The sequence below is a fragment of the Brachyspira pilosicoli genome, from assembly GCF_008016535.1.
GTDB classification, from domain to species: Bacteria; Spirochaetota; Brachyspiria; order Brachyspirales; family Brachyspiraceae; genus Brachyspira; species Brachyspira pilosicoli_A.
On sequence record NZ_SAXY01000055.1, the window covers coordinates 1 to 23,629 of the forward strand.

The window sequence follows — 23,629 nt, forward strand, 5'->3', positions numbered from 1 at the left end:
TATATTTATTTAATCGTGAATAAAATTCTCTCTCGTCTATGCCGTGTACTCTTTCTACTACGCCGTTATATCTTGGTGTTGCTACAGGAATATATCTTCTCTCTAATTTATTTTTTAAGCAGTATTCGTCAAAAATATTTATTTTAGGAGTATTAATACAGCGATAAGTATATTCCATACCATTGTTACCACAGGCACTTCCTTCGGTCGCTGTTTGTATAGCCTGTATCTTAAAAGGTGAAGTTTTTAAGACATATTTTAAGAAAGATAAAGCACTAGAAGGTGTTTTATCTTCATAGATTTCTCTCCAACTATAACGAGCAGCTAAATCTACAGCAGTGAATTGATAAACTGTTTTTCTGCCTAATTTGATATATTTAGTGTCTATTTGAACTATTTTGCCTTCTTTTTGTATTTTAGAGACAAATTTTCGTTTATCATATCGCTTCTTTTTCTTTTTTGTTTTATATCTCCAAAGATTATTTCTTTTTAGTACATTCTCTATAGCTGTAACACCTATCTTAATGCCTTCACGATTTAAATATGCTTTAATATAATGCTTACCTCGATATTCTTTAGTATAGAGTTTAATAATTAAATTAATAGCTTCTTGATTATTAAAGATATTTGGGGAAGTTTTTGGTCTAGTGCTAAAATTGGCGACAGTTCCAGTGTCTTTATATTTTTTAAGCCAAGCATAAAAAGTAGATTTGGGTATTTCTTCTATCTTTAAAAATCTTTTAATATTTTTAGTTTCTAATGCTTCATCCACTATAAATAATTTAAATTCTGTGCTATAATCTTTTTTCATAGTAGCATCCTTTTTATTTGTTTTCTGTTCAAAATATTATAACAAGGATACTGCTTTTTTTATACTAAAAAATGTCCAATATCTCATACTCCTAAACAACATTTTTTATAGATATATTGATTTTTTTGTACTTTATGCTATCATTAAATCGATAGAAAAAATGATTAATTTGTTAAAATTAAAATATTATTTTTTATTAGTCCACATTGTAAGTTTTCAAGTACTTTCAAATAAAATTACTTTTAATCATTTAAAATCAGTTTTTGCTTTAAAATTTATAATAAAGGAGTAATAATTATTATGGAAATATTGTTAGTTTCTCACAAAGGTATTGCTTCAGGCATGAAATCTGCAATGAAGATGATAATTGGGGAAGACTCTCAAGAGCTTAAAATATTAGAACTTACAGAAGAAGAGGGAATAGATATATTTTCTAAAAACTTAGAAGAATCTATAACAAATTGGCTTTCAGATGAAAATAAAAAAGGCATTATATTTGCTGATCTTAATGGCGGTGCTCCGTATAATCAAATTGATGGTATTTTGCAAAAGCATAATTTAAAAGACAGAGTTAAAGTTATTACCGGTATGAATCTTGCTATTATTATAGATGCCTTATATAAAGACATTGATGTAAATAATTCAGATGAAATATATGAGATTATGAAGGCAGGAAAAGAAGCAATATTATGTATGGATTTAGATTCTAATACAAGTGATAATAGATAAATTAGCTATACAAAAATTAAAATAGGGATATTGAAATGAGTATTTTTGAAGTTAAAGAAGAATTCATATTAAACGGCAAGCCCATAAAAATTTTATCTGGAGCTATTCATTATTTTAGATTTGTAAAAGAATATTGGCAAGATTGTCTTTATAATTTAAAAGCAGCAGGATTTAATACTGTTGAAACATATATACCTTGGAATATTCATGAGGTAGATGAAGGAGTTTTCGATTTTTCCGGCAATAAAGATATAGCATCTTTTATTAAGCTTGCACAGAAAATGGATTTATTAGTTATATTAAGACCTACTCCTTATATATGTGCTGAGTGGGAATTCGGCGGGCTTCCTGCATGGCTTTTAAGATATGATAATATTAAAGTTCGCACTAATACAGAATTATTTTTAAGCAAAGTTGATGCTTACTATAAAGAATTATTTAAACATATTGCAGATTTACAAATTACTAAAAATGGTACTGTAATTATGATGCAGATTGAAAATGAGTATGGTTCATTTGGCAATGACAAAGAGTATCTTAAAGCTTTAAAAAACATTATGATTAAATATGGTGCGGAAGTTCCTTTATTTACTTCTGATGGAGCTTGGGACGCTGTTTTGGAAGCTGGAACATTGGTAGATTATGGAATATTAGCTACTGTTAATTTTGGTTCTAAGGCTAAAGAAAGTTTTGATGATACAGAAAAATTCTTTGAAAGAAAAGGCATAAAAAAGCCATTAATGTGTATGGAATTTTGGGACGGTTGGTTTAATTTATGGAAAGAGCCTATAATCAAAAGAGGTGCTGATGATTTTATTATGGAAGTGAAAGAAATTTTAAAAAGAGGCAGCATCAATTTATATATGTTTATAGGAGGAACTAATTTCGGCTTTTATAATGGTACGTCTGTAACGGGTTATACTGATTTTCCTCAAATTACATCTTATGATTATGATGCCGTTCTCACGGAATGGGGAGAGCCTACAGAGAAATTTTATAAACTTCAGAAACTTATAAATGAATTATACCCGGAAATAAAAACTTTTGAGCCTAAAGACCATAAAAGAGCAGATTTCGGCGAGGCAAAACTTAAAGATAAAACTTCATTATTTTCAGTTGTAGATAAAATATCAAAATGTCAGAAAAGTGATGCCCCTATCACTATGGAAAAAGCAGGAAGCGGATATGGTTATATGCTCTATAGAACTAAAGTAAAAGGCTTTGATAATAACATGAATGTGAGAGCTGTTGGGGCTTCAGACAGAGTTCATTTTTATTTGAATGGAGAATATAAAGGCGTTAAATATCAAGATGAGCTTATAGAGCCTATTGAAATGCATTTTAATAATGGAGATAATATATTAGAATTATTGGTTGAGAATGTAGGACGTGTTAATTATGGTTATAAGCTTCAGGAATGCAGTCAAGTTAAGGGTATTCGTATAGGAGTTATGGCTGATATACATTTTGAAACAGGCTTTGAGCAATATGCTTTATCTCTTGATAATATAAAAGATGTGGATTTCAGCTCTAAATGGATAGAAAATACTCCTTCATTTTACAGATATGAATTTGAAGTTAAGGAAGCTGCAGATACTTTCCTTGATTGTTCTAAACTTGGAAAGGGTGCGGCATTTATAAATGGGTTTAATTTAGGAAGATATTGGAGTGAAGGACCTGTATGTTACTTATATATACCTGCTCCTCTTTTAAAAACGGGATTAAATGAAATTATAGTATTTGAAACAGAGAATGTATTATCTGAGAGTTTGGCACTTAAAGATAAACCTACTTATAAAGAAATAAAAAAATAATATAAGGTAAAAATTTATTATACCGATAGTTAATAGTAAGAACTTTAATTAAAACTATAATTTGCAGTGTAATATCTATGAAACATTTTTTATTTATATTTTTATTTTTTTGTTTATCTTTATATTCTCAAACAAATACAGCTACTACAAGTTTAAGAATAGATACTAATTTTTTTATGTCATCTTTTAACGGTAAATTACAGCCTGCTTGGGTTTATATAGGAGAGGCTAAAAGGGCTATAAACAATGGTGATACTTCTTATGCTCTATTTGTTATGAATAAAACTTTATTATATTATCCTGAAAACGCTGATGCTCATTATTTTTTGGGTGTGATATATGAAAGCGAAGCAGGAAGCCCTGCAGAGCAAGGCGGAATTGCTACATACCGTTTGGCTGTAGAAGAATATAAAAAATCAATACAATTTGCAAATAATTTAACTATACCTTCATATAAATATGATGCTTACTTTAATTTGCTTGACATATATGAAAAACTCATAGACCAAACTAATTATGCCAATACAGAACAAGAAATTATTAATATGGCTGAAAGAAGCTATAATAAAATGGAAAAAGGAAGAATATATTTTAAATTGGCAGAACATTATGATGCAAGAAACAGAAGAACTTCAGCAATTGATTATTATAGACAAGCATATTTAAATGGCTACAGACAAAAATTATCTTTATTTAGAATATCTATAATATATAGAAAGATGCGTAATTATGTACAAGAGAAAGAGACTCTTATGCTTGCAAGCGGATATAGTTTTCAAAATGAAGAGCCTTCTAATTTTGAAGTTGAAAAGATTATTATAAGCAGATTAGAAGAGCTTAAAAATGTAAAAATACCTAAAAAAATATATTAATAAATAGGAAATAATAATGGCTTTTTTTGATTTATCTATAGATGAACTTTATCAATATAAAGGAAGCTCCGAAGAACCAAGCGATTTTGACAGTTTTTGGCTTAACACTATAAAAGAAAATAATCATAAACCAGAGGCAAAATATAATTTAATACAAACACATTTAAAGTTTTTTGATGTGTTTGAAGTAAGTTTTTTAGGCTATAACAAGCATACTATAAACGGCTGGTACATAGCACCAAAAAATAGTGATAAATTAACTTGTGTAGTTCAATATTTAGGATATGGAAATGGAAGAGATTTTCCTATTAGTCATATAGTTTTTCCATCTGCAGGCTATAGTGTATTTGTAATGGAAACTAGGGGGCAGGGTGCTGAAGATGGTAATGGTGCTTCAACAATTGACCCTGAAGGCTACGGAGTGCATGCAGACGGATTTCTTACAAAAGGAATATTAGACAAAAACGATTATTATTATAAAAGAGTTTTTATAGATGCTCTAAAGGCAATAGAAGCTGCTAAAGAACATCCATCAACAGATAAAATTGTTATAAACGGTTCTAGTCAAGGAGGAGGAATTGTCTTAGCTGCATGTGCTTTAAGTGAGCTTTCAAACATAAAAATAGATGCTATGATAGCTGATGTGCCTTTTTTGTGTGATTATAAAAGGGCTTCCACTATTACAGATACTTTGCCTTATAATGAAATAGTGAGATACTGCAAAACAAATAGAGATAAAGAAAATATAGTTTTTAATACGCTTTCATATTTTGACGGAGCATTTTTTGCTAAGAGGGCTAAAGCAAAAGCATTATTTTCTGTTGGGCTTATGGATATATTAGTGCCTCCTTCAACAGTGTTTGCTGCCTATAATAATTATGCAGGAGAGAAGTCTATTGAAGTTTATACTTTTAACGGACACGAGGGCGGAGATAATTATCATATAGAAAAGAAGTTGGATTTTTTAAGCAGATTATAATATTTTTAAAGTATACTAAAATAAATATTTTTGGTAAATTATTTTATTGTTCTTTTCCCAGCCTTCGCTATGCGGACTTTGTCAAAGTTTTACCCTTCGCCTACGCTTCGCGAAAGTGCAAATATTTAAGTTTTATATAGTATATAAAATAATATAATATATTCTTTGTTATACTTCATAAAAATGCAGTTCTTTTGGTTCTTTTATACCAATAAAAGAACTGGGGGTGCGGGGGCTAGTCCCCGCAAATAATTTAAAAAAACTAATTTTTAATAAACTTTAAAATTTTCAATGTATATTGAAACAATAATTTTTTATCAACTTTTTCCCGTAGCAAAAAGTTGCAAAAAGTACAAGTAAAAAATGATAGTAAACCATAATAATTTATATATAATATAAATTATTAATTAGTATAATGGTATTTAACAAAATACTTAAAAATCTTTAATACATAATAAAATTGCTCAAGAATCTGGCTTCAATGTTGCTTTGAGGTTTGAGAAAAACTCTTCTTCGTCCATTGCCATATCTTCTGGAAGACCTTTTCTCATCTCTTCCAAAAATATTGACGGAGTGCATTCCACATCTCTTCCCTGCTTTTTTCTTTTCATACAGTATGTTAATGTGAGGTGCTTTTTTGCCCTTGTCATAGCTACATAGCAAAGTCTTCTCTCTTCTTCTATCTCTCTGTCCGATGAACTTTTATGATGCGGAAGTATGCCGTCTTCCATGCCGCATATATAAACATAAGGAAACTCCAACCCCTTTGCAGCATGTATACTCATAAGCATTACACCTTTCTTTTTCTCTTCTTCATTATTTTCTTCTATGCTCATTAAAAGTATTCTGTCTAAATAATTTTTTAGAGTTGCATTTTTATTTCCTTTCTCATATTCTGCTATACCATTCATTAGAGATTCAATGTTTTCTATTTTTTTGCTTCCCTGCTCTTTTGTATCGCTTGAGTTTAATACTTCATTATGATATGCGATTGTATCTAAAAACTTATTAATATTTTCGTAAAGTTTAGGTTTTTCTAATGTGTTTTTATCAACTGTAAAGACTTCATTATAATGATGAATAATATCCAAAAAATCTTTTATGCCTGTTTTTGCCTTTGGAGGTATATCATCTATATTCTCATAGTCGAGTAATGTTTGATATAATGACACTCCATTTTTTATGCTTATTTCATTTAGATTATTAATTGCAACTGCCCCTATTCCTCTTTTTGGTATATTAATAACTCTCAAAAGAGAAACTTCATCTTCTGGATTAACGAATAAGTTTAAATATGCAAGTATATCTTTAATTTCTTTTCTTTCATAAAATTGAAAAGCACCAACAACAGTATATGGAATACCTCTAAATCTCAAAGCCTCTTCAAAAATACGCGACTGAGAGTTCATTCTAAACAGTATAGCAAAGTTTTCGTAGTTTAAATTTTTGCTTATTGCAGTTTGTGTAATATTTTCTGCTATAAACTGTGCCTCATCTCTCTCATCTTCGCAAGGCATAATAACAGGAGGTATACCCTCATCATTAACAGCAACAACCTCTTTTGCCTTTCTTTGTGTATTGTTGCTTATTACAGCATGAGCCGCTTCAAGTATAGCTTTAGTGCTTCTGTAATTTTTGTTTAATGTAATTATTTTAGCTTCTGGATATTCGTTTTCAAAAGAAAGTATATTTGATACATCAGCTCCTCTAAAAGCATATATACTCTGGTCATCATCGCCTACAACGACTATGTTTTTATATTTTGAAGCTAAAAGACTTGTGAGCTTATATTGTGCTAAATTAGTATCCTGATATTCATCAACCATAATATATTTAAATCTCTCTTGATATTTGTCTAAAACATCAGGAAAATGAATATATAAATCAATAGTTAAATCAATAAGGTCATTAAAATCAACAGCATTATACCCTTTCAAATAATTCTGATAAACCTCATAAACTCTTTTAGCAATCTTCTCCAAATCATCATGAGGCACTACTTCATTTGGCTTTATTAAATTGTTTTTGTATCTGTCTATATACCAAGCAAAAAGATTTTCATCATAATTAAGAGTATTTACTTTAACTTCTCTCAAAATATTTCTTATAAGAGTTCTGCTGTCTGAAGAAGAATATATACTAAAGTTTTTTTTGTATCCAAGCTTATCTATATCTAATTTAAGCACCCTCACACAAAAAGAATGAAAAGTGCTGATTACCAATTGTTTAGGTTTTTCTTTAAGCAAACTAGCTATTCTCTCACGCATTTCATTTGCTGCTTTATTTGTAAAAGTAACAGCAAGTATATTACTAGGATCTACTCCGTTTTTTATTAAATAGGCAATTCTCTCTGTAATTACTCTAGTCTTACCGCTTCCTGCACCAGCTAATGCAAGCATAGGACCGTTAATATGCTCTACAGCTTTTTTTTGCTCTTCATTTAACATTAATGCCATAAAAAATAAAAAACCCTTTATTTATATAAGTTGGAAATTTATTATATATTATAACGAAATATATACAAGCATAGGGGTTGGGGCAAAGCCCAGCAAATAATAAAAATAAAAAAAGTTAAAAATTTCAGTATATTCTGAAATAAGTATATTTTGTTATATGATTTTTTATTCAACTTTTTCCCGCCTTCGCGGTGCGGACTTCGTCAAAGTTGCAAAAAGTGCAAACATCTTAACTCTATATGTTGGAATATGTATTAGTATAAAATAATAAATTTATTTTAATCTGAAAAAATGCAGTTCTTTTGCTTCTTTTATATCAATAAAATAACTGGGGTGCGGGGCAAAGCCACCACAAATAATAAAATTTAATAAATTTAAATCAATAAATTCAATTATGGTATTGCTATAGTTTGAGGGTCTGTTTCTTTTTTCTCCACATACCAATCTTCTTCATTGTTTGGGTCCATTTCCGCTATTTGCTCTAAACTCATGCATATATAATTGCCTTTTGCTGTTACTGCTATTGTGTCATCATTAAGAAGTATATACCCTTCTCCTTCATACATTCTGCCATTGCCGTAAGTAATTTTTCCAATTATTCTAATTTCTTCATTGATAGGTACAGGCTTTTTATATTTTGTTGTAAGCGTTGTTGTAACTCCCCATTTATCTTCACCTGTATAAGGCATCATTGCTCTTCCTATAGTTTCATCTAAAATAGCAGCAAGTATACCGCCATGCACTCTTCCGGGGTATCCTTGATGATAATCTTTAAAAGTTACCAAAGCACAAAGTGATTTATCTTCAAGTTCAAAAAACTCCGCTTTCAAACTTAAATCATTTTTAAATCCGCATACTAAACACATTCTTGAATTGTTCTGTTTATTTAATACTTTTAATTCCATAAAAATGTCCTTATCTATTAAATATAATTATAATATTATATACTAAAAACTTGATTAACAATATACCAAACTAATTAGGTTTTATCAATTTTTAATTATAAAAAAATGCTATTAATATTTAATTTTATGAACTCAATAGATTTATGAATAAATTTACAATTTCTATATAAAAAATATAATTTTGTTTAAAATATAGATACCCAAGCATTAAGCTCAGGTATCTATGATTTTAATAAAAAATAGGTTATATTATGAAGTCTAGATAATTCCAGCTATTCGTCCTGCGATTTGGTAGAATGCGAAACTAACTATCCAAGCCACAGCTAAAGTATAAACAATTAAGAAAGGTATCCAAGCCTTACCAATTTCAGAGCCTATTACAGCTATTGATGCAAAGCAAGGGAAATATAATAATACAAATAACAGCAAAGCATAAGCTACTATCGGATTAAACACTGGGTCATTTCTTAATGCTTCTATTAAAGTAGTTTCATCTTCTTCTATAGATTTTATCTGTGCTATAGTGGAAACAAATACTTCTTTAGCAGCTCCTCCTGCTATAAGAGCAATACTTATTCTCCAGTCAAAACCTAAAGGCTTCATTACAGGTTCAATGAATGTTCCCAATTTACCAGCAAAACTATGTCTTAAACCTTCAGAAGCTACAATCCTATCATATTCATCATTTAATGCTTCTTCATCATTTATATCTATATTTTCTGATATTAATACAGTTTTTGCTCTATCCATTAACTCAAGAGATTCTTTTTCTGTAGGATTGTACTGAGGGAAAGTCATTAATGCCCATATTAAAACTGAAGCAGCAAATACATAAGTACCAGCTTTTTTTATGTACATCCAACCTCTGTCAAACATATGCCTTAAAACAGTTTTTACACGGGGTACTCTGTATGGAGGTAATTCCATAACAAAAGGAGTTTCATCACCTTTGAAAAATAATTTTCTTAATATAAATGCCACAAGAAAAGCCATTATTACACCAATTATGTATATGCTAAACATTACAGTAGGAGCCATTTTTGGAGAAAAGAAAGCTGCTGTAAATAATACATAAACAGGAATTCTCGCACCGCAGCTCATAAATGTAGTTATAAGTACAGTTACAATTCTGTCTTTTTTGTTTCTCAAAGTTCTTGCAGCCATAGTAGCAGGTATAGTACAGCCGAAACCTAAAAACATAGGTATAAATGATTGCCCGTGAAGCCCAAACTTATGCATAACCTTATCCATTAAAAATGCAGCCCTAGCCATATAACCGCAGTCTTCAAGGAAAGATATACCAACAAATAGTATCAATACTAATGGGAAGAATGAAAGCACTGCACCGACACCGCCTATTACACCATCAACAACTACTGATTGTAATAAACTTCCTTCAGGTAAAAGGTTAGATACAAAAGATGATAATGCACCAATACCCATTTCAATCCAGCCTTGAGGATAAGCCCCTAGTGTAAAAGTAACTTTAAATATTAGCCACAATACCCCTAAAAATATTGGTATGCCAAGCCATTTGTTTAAAAATACTACGTCTGCTGCATCTGTGAAATTGAATGCCTGTATATCATCTCTTTTTATAACTTCTTTTAAAGCACCTCTAATATATGAGTATCTTTTATCTGCCATAATGGAGTCTGTTTTAGAGTTTTCTTTTGTCTCTAGTTTTATAATTTCTTTGTTTATTGTCTCTATTACTTCTCCGCCGTTGCTGCATTCGCGTCTTACAGAGTGTATTGCTCTTTCATCTTTCTCTAATGCCTTTATAGCAAGCCATCTCTTATGAATATCAGATATATCTCCCTGCATAGAGCTAACTATATTTTTTATAGACTCTTCAACATCTGCACCATATTCTAAAGCAGCTTCTCTATTAAGTTTATTTCCAGATTCATAAATTTTTTCTATTTTATCTAATATTAAAAGTACGCTTTCATGTTTGTTTCCATGAACTTTCATTACAGGAAGTCTAAACAACTCTTCTAATTTAGCTTCATCTATGATTATACCCTCATTTTCTGCATACTCATACATATTAAGCACACATAAAATAGGAATACCTAATTCCACTAATTGCAAAGTAAGATAAAGATTTCTCTCTAAATTTGTAGAGTCAATAACATCTATAATAAAATCGGGTTTTTCATTTAGAAGCACATCGCAAGCTACAACCTCATCTTGAGAATAAGCACTTAAACTATAAACCCCGGGTAAGTCTATCAAATCATAGGTGTATCCGTTGTATAGCATAGAGTGTTCTCTTTTTTCAACCGTTACACCGGGGTAGTTGGCAACTTTATAATTAGCACCAGTTAAAGCGTTAAATATTGTTGTTTTACCGCAGTTTGGGTTACCAGCAATTGCTACTTTTAATTTTGTGTTGTTTGAAGGAACTTTTAATTTTTTACTGATTTCTTCTTTGTCTTCTAAAAATAAATCACAGGTATTGTTTTTTTTCTCTTTTTTTACTTTGCCTGTTTTTATATCCGCCATTTTCTTAATTTCAACATCTGCCTTAGAAACTTCAATTCCATTTGCCTCAGACTTTCTTAAAGATATTTCATAGTCCATAATATGAACTTGAATAGGGTCGCCAAGAGGGGCTTTTCTCACAATCCAGCCTTTAGCACCAGCAGTGAAACCCATCTCTATGATTCTCTGCCTTATCTCCCCCTGTGTTTCCACATTATCTACAACAAAACCTTCTTCTATGTCAAATTCTGTTAGTTTCATAAATAACTCCTTTAGTTAATTTTAATAATCTAATAAAGTGTTAGTATATTCTAACACACGCAAAAAAATTGTCAATATAAGTTTGTATAAAAAGTATTAATTAAGTAAAAATTTAACGAGAAAAAAGTTTATTATATATATTGTCTTGCTCTTTTATATGAATCACAAAACCAACAGCTATTTTGTTTTCAGTAGCCTCTATTATTTTTTTAGCTCCTTCCTCTCTAAAGCCTCCGCAAAGCTCTATGCAGTCAATGCCTTCTTTTTGTAAGTTTTTGGATACCTCAATAGCTTCTTCTATATTTGATACACCAATTATTTGTGAAACTCCATTATGTATTGAAGCTTTATCTTTTTTAGAATCAAAGATTTTATCCATTATTAAATAAGCGAATTTCATTTATTATCCTAATAGAAGTTTATATAATATATTATAACATAATTAATATTTTTGCGTTATTTTTTCTTTGTAAAAGTATTAGTATTTGTATATGTAGTTTGCTTTATATAAGTAACAGTGCCATCATTTTCAAAAATGAAATAACTTGCAGGATATTTTTGAGGATCATTATAATATAGCAATTTATTTTTATCTAGTACACATAGTCTAGTTATTATAGATTCTAATGTAGGAAATTTTAAAGGGGTTAAAATTATATTGCCGTATTCATCTATTTCTAATCTTTCACCATTGCCTTGACTTTCTCTTTCATATATTCCTTTATATTTATCTTCAGGGAAATCGTATTTAGTTAGAGAATCTCCAGATCCATCTTCATATTTATAAGTTAAATATTTATTTTGATTTATTGTTGTTAATGTAATAGTAATATATTTTTTTGGGTTATTATTATATAGATATTTTATAACATTAGTTCATTCTAAAATTAAGTTTGTAATTTCATTTTTTTCCCATCTTTTTAAAGAATAGGCCATTTCATATAATTTAGTATTTTTTATTTTGTATCGGCTTATATATGTTGATACTGTTTGAATATTGATATTTGTTTGGCCATATACTCCTTCATATTCTTGCAATAATTTTTCTAAAGTATAAGTTGGAGGATTGGGCTCTTCTGGATCAGTTGGGTTTTCGTTTGTATTTGAAGGATTAGTGATATTATCTGGAGCTGTTACAGGTTTTTTACAGTTTAGAATATATAAAAGTATTAATAATATAATAATAATTTTTTTCATAAAACACCTCCTATTTGTTAGATAGTTATATTTAGATGAAATTATTTATATTATGAATTTTAGTATATAAAAAAATAATTATAAATCAATAATAAAATGATTATTTCAATAAAAATTATTGTAGATATAAATTAAATATTTCTAAATTACTCTATATAATAAATAATATAAAATATTCTAGAATAAATTTAAAAAATAAAAAAGGCTCAAGTATAAAAACTCAAGCCTCTTTTATTAAAAACAACTTTTTAGTCAATATAATGCGGAGCGGCATCAGTAATAATTTCGCATCCATCTTTAGTAACAACAATCATATCTTCTATATTGTATCCTCCTATACCTTCTATATAGCAAGGAGATTCTATACATAAAACCATATTCTCTTCTATTACTCTAGTTTCATTTTTAGATACAAAAGGAGCTTCAGCAGTTTGAGGCCCCATACTAATGCTATGTCCCATATGCCCCCTTTCATAACCAGGATATTTTTTCTTAACATATTCAAAACCTATATTAAATATCTCAGAAAAAGGAACATTTGGTTTTATATTTTCTATCATCAATGTTCTTGATTCATATAATGTGTCTTTTAATTTAAAAAGCTCTTTATCGGCATTAGGCATCACCCAAGCTCTAGACATATCAGTAGTATAAAAATCCCATTCAGCATTAACTCCGCCGTCAAATTTTATTATATCAGTATCTTTTACTATAGTGTTTCCTGATATTGCTAAGGCAGATGCATTTTCGCCTGTTAAAAAAGCAGACCATGTGCTTGGCACACATATTTTACTTTCCATAACATTGAGCCTGTAAATATCCATAAGCTCTTTTTCTGTAATACCAGGCTTAGCAAATTTACTTGTATGAAGCATAGCTAAAGCACCAACATTTGCTATTTTTTTTATAATATCAATTTCTTCTTTTGTTTTTACAGACCTTGCTTTTATAAATAAAGGACTTGAATTTTTTATTATTATATTTGGAAGCTTTTCTTTTAATAAGTTAAAATAATTAATACTTATAAAATCCAATTCCAAACCTATAGTTTTATTTTCAAGTCCATACTCTTTTATTAGATTAATTAAAATATCAAGCGAACCAGAAAAGCTTTTGAAGTTTTTTGCTCCAAGTGAACCCTCACTGCTTGTAAGTTTATCAAAAGTTTTAACTCCAACCCAAGTATCATATTGAACTACTTTGCAATTGTCCACTCTATCTTCTAAAGCCTTTTTTTCAAAGTCCATACATATAGCTACAGTTTGAATATTATCATCACTATTTACAAGAGCCATAGATACAGCAGGCATTCTTGAAACTGCATGCTGATGTGATGCTGTTCCTGTAACATAATGAAAGTTTTCTGGAGAAGATACTATTAAAGCATCAATGTTCTCCTCTCTCATAATTTTTTTTATATTTTTTTCTCTTGATTTCATTTATTTTAATCCTATTTTAATATTTAATTACATTCCATAATGTATAGGAGCATTTATACCAACAGGAAGACCTATTAACATCCATATTACTAAAAGAATAATCCAAGCTATTAAAAATGCTATAGAATAAGGAAGCATCATAGTAATAACAGTTCCTACACCGCTGTCTTTATTATATTTTTTTACGAATGCTACTATTAAAGGGAAAAAAGGCATTAAAGGAGCAATTATGTTTGTAGTGGAATCTCCTATTCTATATGCTGCCTGAGTAAGCTCTGGAGATAGACCAAGCTGCATAAACATAGGAACAAATATAGGAGCCATTATAGCCCATTTAGCAGAGTCCACAGCTATAAATATGTTGATAAATGCTGTTACTATAATAAATGAAACTATTAAAGGAATACCAACAAAACCTATTGATTTTAAGAAATTAGCACCAGTTACAGAAAGTATTATTCCAACATTTGAATAATTAAAATAATCAACAAACTGAGCAGCAAAAAATAACAACACTAAAAATCCAGATATAGTAGATATAGTTTTAACCATTAAAGCTACAACCTCTTTATCAGATTTTACAGTACCAGCACCTATACCATAAAATAATCCAGGTATTAAAAAAGCAAACATCATCATTATTATTATACCGCTCATAAAAGGAGATTGAAGTATTCCGCCAGTTTCAGGGTTTCTTAATATACCATTTTTTGGAAGTACTAATGCAAGAATAATAGCTACGTAAATTATGAATGATATTATAGCAAATAGCATTCCTCTTTTTTCATTAGCTTCAATATCAGCAACAACAGAATCTTCATCAGGCTGATATTTACCAAGTCTTGGCTCTATTATTTTATCAGTAACTATTGTGCCTATTATAGTGATGAGGAAAGTAGATACAAACATGAAATACCAGTTGCCTGTAGGCTGTACAGTATAAGAAGGGTCTAATAATCTAGCAGCTTCTGTAGAAAGTCCGGCAAATAAAGGGTCATTAGAACCTATTATTAAATTAGCATTCCAACCTCCAGAAACACCAGCAAAAGCAGCAGCAAGACCCGCAACAGGGTGTCTTCCAAAACTCATAAATATTATAGCTCCAAGCGGAACTAAAACTACATATCCTGTAGAAGAAGCTATATTTGACATTATTCCTAAAAATACTACCGAAGCTGTAACTAATTGTTTAGGAGTTACTTTTACAAGTTTTCTTAATACAGCTGACATAAATCCTGTACCGTCTGCCACTCCAACACCAAGCATTATGGCAAATACTACTCCTAATGGGAAAAAGCTTGTAAAATTGCTTATAGCAGAAGTGTAAATATGTCTTATTCCTTCTGGAGTTAAAAGACTTACAGCTTTAACTGTTTTTGTAATATATGAACTAGTTGCAGAATCAAATACTTCATATTCAACAAAAATTCCTAATTTAAAACATATATGAGATATAAATAGCATTAGTACTGCAAATACTATAAACAATGTAGTAGGGTCAGGAAGAGAGTTACCAACCTTCTCTATTTTGTCCAAGATTTTTAAAATTTTTCCTTCTTTTTTAATTTTTTCTGTTTCCATAAGAAAATCCTTTTTTATTAATATTTTTTAATTTTATTGTATTTGATTATTTTTTAGTTAAAAATTATTGAAGATTTATGTTTTTCTGGGGAAAATGATATTTGTATAAAAATATCATTAAGTGAAAAGAAGATACATTTTTTAAGCTATACATAATTATTATAACCTTATTGATATATAAAAATACTAACATTAAAGATTAATAAAGTCAATTAATAAATAATAAATTATTTAAAAAATAAAAAGGCTTAAGCATTAAAACTCAAGCCTTTTATTATTTTTAATTAATTATTTATTATTTACCAGGTGTGCTTAAAGCATCATCAACATTTGGATTAGTTTCAATACTAGCCAAATCTTTAGCATCATAATCTTTAAGAGGTATTCTATTTCTAATAGCTGCATAAACAGTAGGTACTATAACAAGCGTAAACAAAGTAGAAACACTTAATCCTCCAAGAACCGCTAAAGATAAAGGTTTATACATCTCATTACCTTCGCCGTTTGATAAAGCCATAGGAAGAAGTCCAAGTATTGTAGTAAGTGAAGTCATAAGTACAGGTCTTAATCTTCTAGGTCCGGCAATTAAAGCAGCAGCATCTCCATTAATTTTTTTCTCATGCATAAGCTGATTCATATAGTCAATAAGTACAATACCATTATTAACTACAATACCAATAAGTACTATGATCCCAATTCCGCTATATACACTTAAAGTCTGTCCTGTAATTAGAAGTAATAAAAGTGAACCAGCAAAACCAAAAGGTATAGCAAGAGCAATAACAAAAGGAGCTATATAAGATTCAAACTGACTAGCCATAATAGCATAAACTAATACTAAAGCCAATATTAAAGCTTGTATAAGTTGACCGAATGCTTCTTGCATGTCCTCATAATCACCAGAATAAACAATACTAAAACCAGCAGGTACAAATACTTTTTCATTGATAGTTTTTTGTATATCATTCATTATTTGGTTCATAGGTCTTCCATACCCTGCTGCTGTAATTGAAGTTATTCTGCTGTCATTTTTTCTTTCTATTTCTGTAGGTGCTAGTTCTTTTTTTACATCGGCAATTGCAGATACAGGCACCATTCCAGAAGCTGTAGGTATAAGCATTCTATTAACATCATCTATGTTTATTCTGTCTCTTTCATTAAGCTGTACTATAACATCAATATCAGTAACTTCAGAGTTTTTAGGAGTCATTCTTGTAGCAGTAGTACCGCCGAAACTTGTTTTTATAGAGTTAGCAACTGTATTAATGTTAAGTCCCATTTTTGAAGCTAAATCTCTATTTATAGTTACATTAAGCTCAGGACTTGAATCGCTTTTTTTCAAACGTACGTCTCTAAGACCAGGAACATCTTGTAAAGCTGCTATTATATTATTAGCCAATTCTCTAGCTCTTGTTAAATCTTCACCAACAATATCAATATCTATGCCGCTTGAAGTACTGCTTCCGCCTCCGCCCATGCTGCTTACGCTATCAACGTTAATTGTAGCAGGATATCCAGCTAATTTCTTTCTAACCATTTCAACATATTCTTCTGTCTCTACAGTTCTTCCATCAGATTTATCTATCAATTTAGCTCTTATTTGTCCTTTATTTGCATCAGAACCAGATTTAGCTTTTGATTGTATTCTGCTTAAGTCTTTTCCAATAACCTCTTCAACATCTTTTCTCATTCTATCTATAAATGAACCTGTTTGCTCTTTTCTTGTACCTATAGGCATTTGTATTCTTGCCATTAATTGACCTTCATCAGATTGAGGGAAACCTTCTTTACCTATAAATATTAATCCCACTATTATAACAGCAAATACTATACTTATTACTGGTATTAATACTCTATTTTTATGATGAACTGAGTAAGTTAATATTTTTTCGTATATATAATTAACTTTAGAGTGGAAATGCTTATCGAAAAATACTTCAAAACGATAGAAGAATTTAGATTTTTTTGTAGTTACAAGTCTTGCACCAAGCATAGGTACTATAGTTAAAGCAACAGCCAAAGAAGCTATCATAGAAACTGTAACTGTAATACATAAATCTCTAAACATCTGACCAGTTTGACCTTCTACAAATAGGAAAGGCAAGAATACTGCTATTGTTGTGAGAGTAGAAGCAGATATTGCAAGTGCTACTGTAGAAGTACCGTCTATTGCAGAAGAGTATTTACCATAACCATTATTTCGGTAATAGAATATATTTTCAAGTACAACAATAGAGTTATCTACCATCATACCAATACCAAGTACAAGTCCTGAAAGAGATATAATATTTAAAGTGGTGCCGAAGAAATACATCAAAGTAAATGTTACTATTATAGACATAGGTATTGATATTGCTATTATAAGTACAGTTCTAACATTCCATAAATATATCATAAGAATAATAACAGCAAATAAACCTCCCTGCCAAGCAGTATCAAGTACGCCTTTTATGGCATTATTAACGTTATCAGCACTGTTGAATAGTATTTCGTATTTTATATCTCCCGGTAAGTTTAAGCTGTCTAATCTTTTTTTAATAGCATCAGAAACAGCAACTGTATTAGCACCAGATTCTTTGTTTATAGAAACATTAACAGCAGGAGTACCATTAACTTTTATAACGTCTCCGTCTTCATCATAACCTTCATAAATAGTAGCTAATTCCCTAAGTCTTATAGGAGTGTTATTATCTTTTAATGCCACTACAACATTACCAATATCATCAACAGTTTTAAACTCTCCAGTAGTTCTTAAAGTATATTTATAAACACCCTCATAAGTTTCACCGCCTGATATGTTTTGGTTTTCCATAGCTAAAGTACTTACTATAGAGTTAATATCAAGACCATAAGCCTGAAGCCTATTCATATCAACATCAACTTTAATTTGGCTTTTTAGTCCTCCTCTAATCTGAGCCATAGCAACACCGCCGACCTGCTCTATAGAAGTAAGTATTTGGTTATCAACTAAATTGTATAATGCAGATAGGTTGTCAGTACCATAGAAAGATATTTCCATAACAGGGATATTATCAGTAGAAAATTTATAAACAGCAGGACTTTCAGCATCATTAGGCAAAGATTTTCTTATTCTATCTATTGCCTCTCTTATATCCGCAGTAGCAGATGCTAAATCGCTTCCCCAGTTAAACTCTATAAATACTTTTGAATCTTCTTCCTCTGAAGATGAACTTACTTCTTTAATGTTGTTTACAGAAGAAACAGCAGATTCTATAAGTCTTGAAACAGATTTTTCTACCTCCTCTGGACCAGCATTATCATATGTAGTTCTAATACTAATAAAAGGCAATTCCAAGTCAGGCAAGAAGTCTACAGGAAGCCTAGATAAACTTACAATACCAAGTATAACGACTGCCACTATTCCCATAAAAACGGAAACAGGTCTTTTTACTATTAATTCAATAAAACTTCTCATAATTTAATAAACCTCTCTAAAAATACAAATAATAGTTTTTATTTACCCACTGAATAAATATCACTATCATTTGTTTGCTCAGTGTTTTTAATTACATCTTCATTATCGGCTCTATCTTTTTCTGCTGTATTTCTTATAACATTATTAGTATTTTGAATAGCTGTATTAGTTTGAACTTTTGTAACTGTGTTAGTTTGCGGTTTTACAGCAGTATTTTGAGTAGTTTTAGCGGCATTAGTATTATTTGCTAATAATGATGATGTTTTTGGTTTTGTTTGATTTGTAGTAGTTTGTTTTATAGTATCATTTTGTTTTGCTTGATTTACTTGAGTTGTTTGTTGTTTTATAGCATTAGTATTATTATCATTTGTATTAACATTTTGCGGTGTAATATATTCTAATATTGTAGGGTCATTCTCTATTCTGTTTACTAAAGAGCCGTCTTTTAAGAACTCTCTACCAAACATTACTACTTCTTCACCATCTTCAAGCCCACCGCTTAAAGCAACTTTGTCTTTGGATCTAAATAATATATCAATTTCTCTAATGTATGCTCTATATTGTTTATTAGTATTATCAGTAGCTACATTTCCTTCTAAAGGAGGATTTTGAGAATTATCTTCTTTTACAACATAAATATAGTTTTTTCCTAAATCATCAGAGAATGTAGCACTATTTGGTATTACAAAAATATTATTAGCAGAGTTTAAGAGTATTGATACATCAGAAAACATGCCCGGTAAAAATAATCTATCTTTGTTATCTATTAAAGCTTTTACCATTAAAGTACGAGTTGCAGGATTAACAGCATAATCTTTTTTTGTAATAGTAGCTTCCACTTCTTTATTTGGAGAAGAAGGAATTCTAATTAATACTTTTTGCCCTAATTCTATTCCTGCAATAGAGCGTTCTGGTACTTGTATCTCTACTTCCAATTTACTAATATCAGCAACATTCGCTATTGGTGTAGCAGCTGCTATAGAAGCACCCACTGCCATATATGTTGTAGTTACGTAACCAGAAATAGGTGTTCTTGCCGGAGCATATGCATAATTTGCACCTATTACAAATCTATCTATTAATGCTATAGTGTCGCCTTTTTTCACAAAACTGCCTTCATATTTTAAAATATTTGCAATTTTACCGGGTACATCTGATGAAATCTCTACTTCCTTTATTGCTTTAATTTCGGCAGAAAGTTCAAGATATTCCTCTAAAGACTGTCTTACTGGTGCCGCAACAAGTACACTTATAGGATTTTCTTTCTTCTTCAAATCAACTTGTTTCTTACAAGAAATGGAAAATGCAGCTATTATCAAAATTGTAGAAAGTATTAAAATAATTTTTCTATATAGTATCATAGTTGTTTTCTCCTCAAGCTCCTAAAAGCTTTAATACTTGTAATGTACTTGAAAAATATTCATATATAGCTTGTAAATATGCAAGCTGTGCATTTAAATATGTGAGTTCTGCATCGCTTAGCTCTAATGTAGATATTGTACCGCCTCTGTATTGTCTTTGTGCCATTTGTAGAGCATATGCAGCCGTTCTAGCATTTTCTGCTTGAGATTGTAATGTTAATTCATGAGATTTTGCTGTAGATATTAAATTTCTACTATTGATTTCTATATTATCTCTTAATTGTTCATAGCTTATTTCCATTTGTTCTATACTTAATTTAATCTCTTCTGCTGCTTTTGCTGTGGATGAGAATGGAAGTAAAGAATCAAGAGAATAATTTAGTGAAAATCCAACACCCCAGCTAAACTCTCCGCTTCTATCTTTATAAAACTCTTTATTATTATTCAATTTTAATTTATCTATTGTAGTAATTCCAACATTAGCATTTGCTGAAAATGTTGGCCATAAATAACTTCTTGCTACTTTTCTATTATATTCAAGCATTTCTATATTATTAGCCATATTGTTAAGCTCTATATTATTATCCATTATCAAATCTAATATCACATTTATATCTAAATTAGGCAATGTTATTTTTGTAGCATCCAATATGTTTCCTATCAATTCTACATCATCAGATACATTTGTTAAACCTATTTGTCTTATGAATGTTAATTTTAAACTTTCATAATTATTACTGAGTGCAACAAGCTGAGGTTTTGTGCTTTCATATTGTACTTTTGCATTCAAATATTCATATTCTGAAACTTGTCCGTTTCTATATTTTATATAAGACTCCCTCATTCTATTACTATAATTAAGCTGCTGCTGATAATATACTTTATAATTTTCTTGAGCTACAAATGTATTGTAAAAATTTAATTGCGTATTTATTGCAACATTTTTTCTTTCATCAAAATATGTATCTTTCATCATTTGTAAGTTTATTTCTCTAGCTTTATCAGTATTCCAGTTTCTAAACCCAGTGAAGAGTGTTTTTGATAATGTTGCTTGAGCACTCCAAGTATCAGCACTTGAATATACGCCAGTGTCTAAATTGCTATATTGATATTCTTTTGGTTCTGATATATTAAGTCCGCCGCTTACTGTTAATGAAGGTAAAAATAAATCAGAAAATGATGCATCTTTTTGAGTTTGAGCTATTCGTACATCATATTCTGCCTGTTTTAATGTTTTATCATTTTCTACTGCTAAATCTAATGCTTGTTCCAAATTTATGCTTATCTTAGAGTTTGTGTAGTTTTCATTACTTTGGGAATATAAAAAAATATTGAATATAATAGTCAACATAATAATAAAACTAATTCTCACAATACTACTCCTAATAAAGTCTACATCGTAAATTTAATAAAAATTTATTTTTTTACTTATAAATTATAAACTTCAAATAAAAAATATCAAGCTAATTTTACAATATATTTAATTAGACGAATAAATCATTAAAAAGTTCCCATTATTAAATGCTTATTATATGTAATTAAATTAATATTTATAATAGGTAAATAAAAAAATAATTATTTATATATTTCAACAAATAGAGTAAATATTTTTTACTTTATTGGTATAAAAAATATAGTTTTATCTAATTAATTTACTTTAAATTTACAAATAACATGTATTTTTTGATAAAATCATACTAAAATATCAAAAAAACTACAAAATATATATATTTTTGTAAAAAAGTAGTAAAAAAAATTTGACAAAACTCGCACCGTATACTATAATTATAATTGTAAAGATAATTTACTTAGATTCATTAAGGAGAAATTAAAATGAAAAAAATATTAAATGTTATTTTTATTATATCAATATTTTCAAGCTTGTTATTAGCACAAAATAATAATAATTCAGCAGATACTAATACAGCAAATGATATGACAATGTATAATCCTTATATGCAAACACCAGATAGTAATGTTCAATATGGATATGGTGTGCCATTATCATCTTTGCCTCAAAACACTCAAGATTTTATAGCAAAGCATTTTCAAAATGTGGAAGTAACTTACATAGAGAGAGATTGGGAGGAAATAGAGGTATATTTAGCTAATGGAACACAAATTGAATTTTTCCCTAATGGAGAATGGAAAGAGGTAAAAACTTATGGAAATATGCCTACTACAATATTGCCTGCTAATGTTTTAGCCACTGTTAATAAAACTTATCCTCAGGCTGCAATTATAAAAATAGAAAAACAATTCACTATATATGAAGTTAAACTCAATAATATGATGGAGCTTTATATTGATAATAATGGTAATTTATTAGGACAGCAATTTGATGATTGATAATTAAATAAAAAAATAAAATTAAAGGAGTAAATAATGAAAAAAATAATATGTTTATTAATAGCTTTGAGTATAATAGGTTCTTCAGCTTTATTTGCTGATTGGTATATACCTCTTAATCAAGTTCCTCAAGCAGTATTAGCTACAGCAAGAGCAACTTATCCTCAAGCACAGATTTGGGCTGTAGAAATGGAGTATTATAATGTTTATAAAGTAAAAATGAACAACATGATGGAACTTTATATAGATAAAGATGGTAATTTATTAGGTCAAGAGTTTGACGACTAATATTAAAATATAAAAAATAAAGGAGTGAAATAATGAAAAAAATAATATGTTTATTAATAGCTTTAAGTATAATAGGTTCTTCAGCTTTATTTGCCGATTGGTATGTACCTCTTAATCAAGTTCCTCAGGCCGTATTAGCAACAGCAAGAGCAACTTATCCTCAAGCAGAAATTTGGGCAGTAGAAATGGAAAATTATTATGTTTATAAAGTAAAAATGAATAATATGATGGAACTTTATATTGACAAAGCAGGTAATTTGTTGTATCAGGAGTTTGACGACTAATATTAAAATATAAAAAATAAAGGAGTGAAATAATGAAAAAAATAATATGTTTATTAATAGCTTTAAGTGTAATAGGTTCTTCAGCTTTATTTGCCGATTGGTATGTACCTCTTAATCAAGTTCCTCAGGCAGTATTAGCAACAGCAAGAGCAACTTATCCTCAAGCAGAAATTTGGGCAGTAGAAATGGAAAATTATTATGTTTATAAAGTAAAAATGAATAATATGATGGAACTTTATATTGACAAAGCAGGTAATTTGTTGTATCAGGAATTTGATGACTAATAAAAAAGACAATTGATAAAAAAATAGTTATTCCTTATTATTGTAGAAGAGGCTTAAAAATATTTTTAGGTCTCTTCTTTTATTTGTATAATA

Annotated in this window: 19 protein-coding genes; 8 read left to right on the forward strand and 11 right to left on the reverse strand. The window is 29.4% G+C overall.

Annotation, left to right across the window (positions count from 1 at the left end):
- The coding region (locus tag EPJ72_RS08885; protein WP_242004978.1) for a transposase at positions 1 to 811 on the reverse strand (811 nt) is incomplete at its 3' end.
- 300 nt (positions 812 to 1,111) lie between these two features.
- On the opposite strand from EPJ72_RS08885, the gene EPJ72_RS08890 reads away from it, so the two are divergent.
- The 4 genes from EPJ72_RS08890 to EPJ72_RS08905 all read left to right on the forward strand — a co-directional run bounded on the left by EPJ72_RS08890 (position 1,112) and on the right by EPJ72_RS08905 (position 5,205).
- Entirely contained in the window at positions 1,112 to 1,540 is a 429-nt protein-coding gene (locus EPJ72_RS08890) for a PTS sugar transporter subunit IIA (protein WP_147731818.1), read from the forward strand.
- Between the two features lie 35 nt (positions 1,541 to 1,575).
- A complete protein-coding gene (locus EPJ72_RS08895) occupies positions 1,576 to 3,354 on the forward strand; it encodes a glycoside hydrolase family 35 protein (protein WP_147731819.1) in 1,779 nt (592 codons plus the stop codon).
- A gap of 77 nt (positions 3,355 to 3,431) precedes the next feature.
- On the forward strand, positions 3,432 to 4,226 hold the full coding sequence (locus EPJ72_RS08900) for a tetratricopeptide repeat protein (RefSeq protein WP_147731820.1): 795 nt from the start codon (positions 3,432 to 3,434) through the stop codon (positions 4,224 to 4,226).
- Positions 4,227 to 4,242: 16 nt separating this feature from the next.
- The gene (locus EPJ72_RS08905) at positions 4,243 to 5,205 is read left to right on the forward strand and encodes an acetylxylan esterase (RefSeq protein ID WP_147731821.1); all 963 of its coding nucleotides are present in this window, start codon (positions 4,243 to 4,245) and stop codon (positions 5,203 to 5,205) included.
- Between the two features lie 464 nt (positions 5,206 to 5,669).
- On the opposite strand, the gene EPJ72_RS08910 is transcribed toward EPJ72_RS08905, so the two are convergent.
- The 10 genes from EPJ72_RS08910 to EPJ72_RS08955 form a co-directional block, all read right to left on the reverse strand.
- Entirely contained in the window at positions 5,670 to 7,661 is a 1,992-nt protein-coding gene (locus EPJ72_RS08910) for an ATP-dependent helicase (protein ID WP_147731822.1), read from the reverse strand.
- 392 nt (positions 7,662 to 8,053) lie between these two features.
- Positions 8,054 to 8,566 (reverse strand): PaaI family thioesterase, encoded by a 513-nt coding sequence (locus EPJ72_RS08915; RefSeq protein WP_147731823.1) that lies wholly within the window; start codon positions 8,564 to 8,566, stop codon positions 8,054 to 8,056.
- A 258-nt stretch (positions 8,567 to 8,824) separates the two neighbouring features.
- The gene (feoB, locus tag EPJ72_RS08920; protein WP_147731824.1) at positions 8,825 to 11,317 is read right to left on the reverse strand and encodes a ferrous iron transport protein B; all 2,493 of its coding nucleotides are present in this window, start codon (positions 11,315 to 11,317) and stop codon (positions 8,825 to 8,827) included.
- A gap of 112 nt (positions 11,318 to 11,429) precedes the next feature.
- Complete coding sequence (locus EPJ72_RS08925; protein ID WP_147731825.1) at positions 11,430 to 11,717, reverse strand: DUF6506 family protein; 288 nt, start codon at positions 11,715 to 11,717, stop codon at positions 11,430 to 11,432.
- 476 nt (positions 11,718 to 12,193) lie between these two features.
- On the reverse strand, positions 12,194 to 12,514 hold the full coding sequence (locus tag EPJ72_RS08930) for a hypothetical protein (RefSeq protein WP_147731826.1): 321 nt from the start codon (positions 12,512 to 12,514) through the stop codon (positions 12,194 to 12,196).
- Between the two features lie 248 nt (positions 12,515 to 12,762).
- Entirely contained in the window at positions 12,763 to 13,953 is a 1,191-nt protein-coding gene (locus tag EPJ72_RS08935) for a M24 family metallopeptidase (RefSeq protein ID WP_115589654.1), read from the reverse strand.
- A gap of 27 nt (positions 13,954 to 13,980) precedes the next feature.
- Positions 13,981 to 15,534, reverse strand: coding sequence for an AbgT family transporter (locus EPJ72_RS08940; RefSeq protein WP_147731827.1), 1,554 nt, complete (start codon positions 15,532 to 15,534; stop codon positions 13,981 to 13,983).
- 295 nt (positions 15,535 to 15,829) lie between these two features.
- On the reverse strand, positions 15,830 to 18,970 hold the full coding sequence (locus tag EPJ72_RS08945; protein ID WP_147731828.1) for an efflux RND transporter permease subunit: 3,141 nt from the start codon (positions 18,968 to 18,970) through the stop codon (positions 15,830 to 15,832).
- 38 nt (positions 18,971 to 19,008) lie between these two features.
- On the reverse strand, positions 19,009 to 20,331 hold the full coding sequence (locus tag EPJ72_RS08950) for an efflux RND transporter periplasmic adaptor subunit (protein ID WP_242004979.1): 1,323 nt from the start codon (positions 20,329 to 20,331) through the stop codon (positions 19,009 to 19,011).
- Between the two features lie 13 nt (positions 20,332 to 20,344).
- On the reverse strand, positions 20,345 to 21,682 hold the full coding sequence (locus EPJ72_RS08955) for a TolC family protein (RefSeq protein WP_199749283.1): 1,338 nt from the start codon (positions 21,680 to 21,682) through the stop codon (positions 20,345 to 20,347).
- A 482-nt stretch (positions 21,683 to 22,164) separates the two neighbouring features.
- Between EPJ72_RS08955 and EPJ72_RS08960 the strand changes: the two genes are divergently transcribed.
- From EPJ72_RS08960 to EPJ72_RS08975, 4 genes are read left to right on the forward strand one after another with little or no spacing between them, the layout of a single operon-like run.
- Positions 22,165 to 22,680, forward strand: coding sequence for a PepSY-like domain-containing protein (locus EPJ72_RS08960; protein ID WP_147731830.1), 516 nt, complete (start codon positions 22,165 to 22,167; stop codon positions 22,678 to 22,680).
- 36 nt (positions 22,681 to 22,716) lie between these two features.
- On the forward strand, positions 22,717 to 22,968 hold the full coding sequence (locus tag EPJ72_RS08965; RefSeq protein ID WP_147731831.1) for a PepSY-like domain-containing protein: 252 nt from the start codon (positions 22,717 to 22,719) through the stop codon (positions 22,966 to 22,968).
- Positions 22,969 to 23,000: 32 nt separating this feature from the next.
- Entirely contained in the window at positions 23,001 to 23,252 is a 252-nt protein-coding gene (locus tag EPJ72_RS08970) for a PepSY-like domain-containing protein (RefSeq protein WP_147731832.1), read from the forward strand.
- Between the two features lie 32 nt (positions 23,253 to 23,284).
- Positions 23,285 to 23,536: a PepSY-like domain-containing protein gene (locus tag EPJ72_RS08975; protein WP_147731833.1), complete on the forward strand. Its 252-nt coding sequence runs from the start codon at positions 23,285 to 23,287 to the stop codon at positions 23,534 to 23,536.
- Positions 23,537 to 23,629: the final 93 nt, after the last annotated feature.

Excerpts from the sequence above, each read along its gene's own strand:
- EPJ72_RS08890 (WP_147731818.1), top strand. The coding sequence starts at position 1,112 with ATGGAAATATTGTTAGTTTCTCACAAAGGTATTGCTTCAGGCATGAAA.
- EPJ72_RS08895 (WP_147731819.1), top strand. The coding sequence starts at position 1,576 with ATGAGTATTTTTGAAGTTAAAGAAGAATTCATATTAAACGGCAAGCCC.
- EPJ72_RS08900 (WP_147731820.1), top strand. The coding sequence starts at position 3,432 with ATGAAACATTTTTTATTTATATTTTTATTTTTTTGTTTATCTTTATAT.
- EPJ72_RS08905 (WP_147731821.1), top strand. The coding sequence starts at position 4,243 with ATGGCTTTTTTTGATTTATCTATAGATGAACTTTATCAATATAAAGGA.
- EPJ72_RS08910 (WP_147731822.1), bottom strand. The coding sequence starts at position 7,661 with ATGGCATTAATGTTAAATGAAGAGCAAAAAAAAGCTGTAGAGCATATT.
- EPJ72_RS08915 (WP_147731823.1), bottom strand. The coding sequence starts at position 8,566 with ATGGAATTAAAAGTATTAAATAAACAGAACAATTCAAGAATGTGTTTA.
- feoB (WP_147731824.1), bottom strand. The coding sequence starts at position 11,317 with ATGAAACTAACAGAATTTGACATAGAAGAAGGTTTTGTTGTAGATAAT.
- EPJ72_RS08925 (WP_147731825.1), bottom strand. The coding sequence starts at position 11,717 with ATGAAATTCGCTTATTTAATAATGGATAAAATCTTTGATTCTAAAAAA.
- EPJ72_RS08930 (WP_147731826.1), bottom strand. The coding sequence starts at position 12,514 with ATGAAAAAAATTATTATTATATTATTAATACTTTTATATATTCTAAAC.
- EPJ72_RS08935 (WP_115589654.1), bottom strand. The coding sequence starts at position 13,953 with ATGAAATCAAGAGAAAAAAATATAAAAAAAATTATGAGAGAGGAGAAC.
- EPJ72_RS08940 (WP_147731827.1), bottom strand. The coding sequence starts at position 15,534 with ATGGAAACAGAAAAAATTAAAAAAGAAGGAAAAATTTTAAAAATCTTG.
- EPJ72_RS08945 (WP_147731828.1), bottom strand. The coding sequence starts at position 18,970 with ATGAGAAGTTTTATTGAATTAATAGTAAAAAGACCTGTTTCCGTTTTT.
- EPJ72_RS08950 (WP_242004979.1), bottom strand. The coding sequence starts at position 20,331 with ATGATACTATATAGAAAAATTATTTTAATACTTTCTACAATTTTGATA.
- EPJ72_RS08955 (WP_199749283.1), bottom strand. The coding sequence starts at position 21,682 with ATGTTGACTATTATATTCAATATTTTTTTATATTCCCAAAGTAATGAA.
- EPJ72_RS08960 (WP_147731830.1), top strand. The coding sequence starts at position 22,165 with ATGAAAAAAATATTAAATGTTATTTTTATTATATCAATATTTTCAAGC.
- EPJ72_RS08965 (WP_147731831.1), top strand. The coding sequence starts at position 22,717 with ATGAAAAAAATAATATGTTTATTAATAGCTTTGAGTATAATAGGTTCT.
- EPJ72_RS08970 (WP_147731832.1), top strand. The coding sequence starts at position 23,001 with ATGAAAAAAATAATATGTTTATTAATAGCTTTAAGTATAATAGGTTCT.
- EPJ72_RS08975 (WP_147731833.1), top strand. The coding sequence starts at position 23,285 with ATGAAAAAAATAATATGTTTATTAATAGCTTTAAGTGTAATAGGTTCT.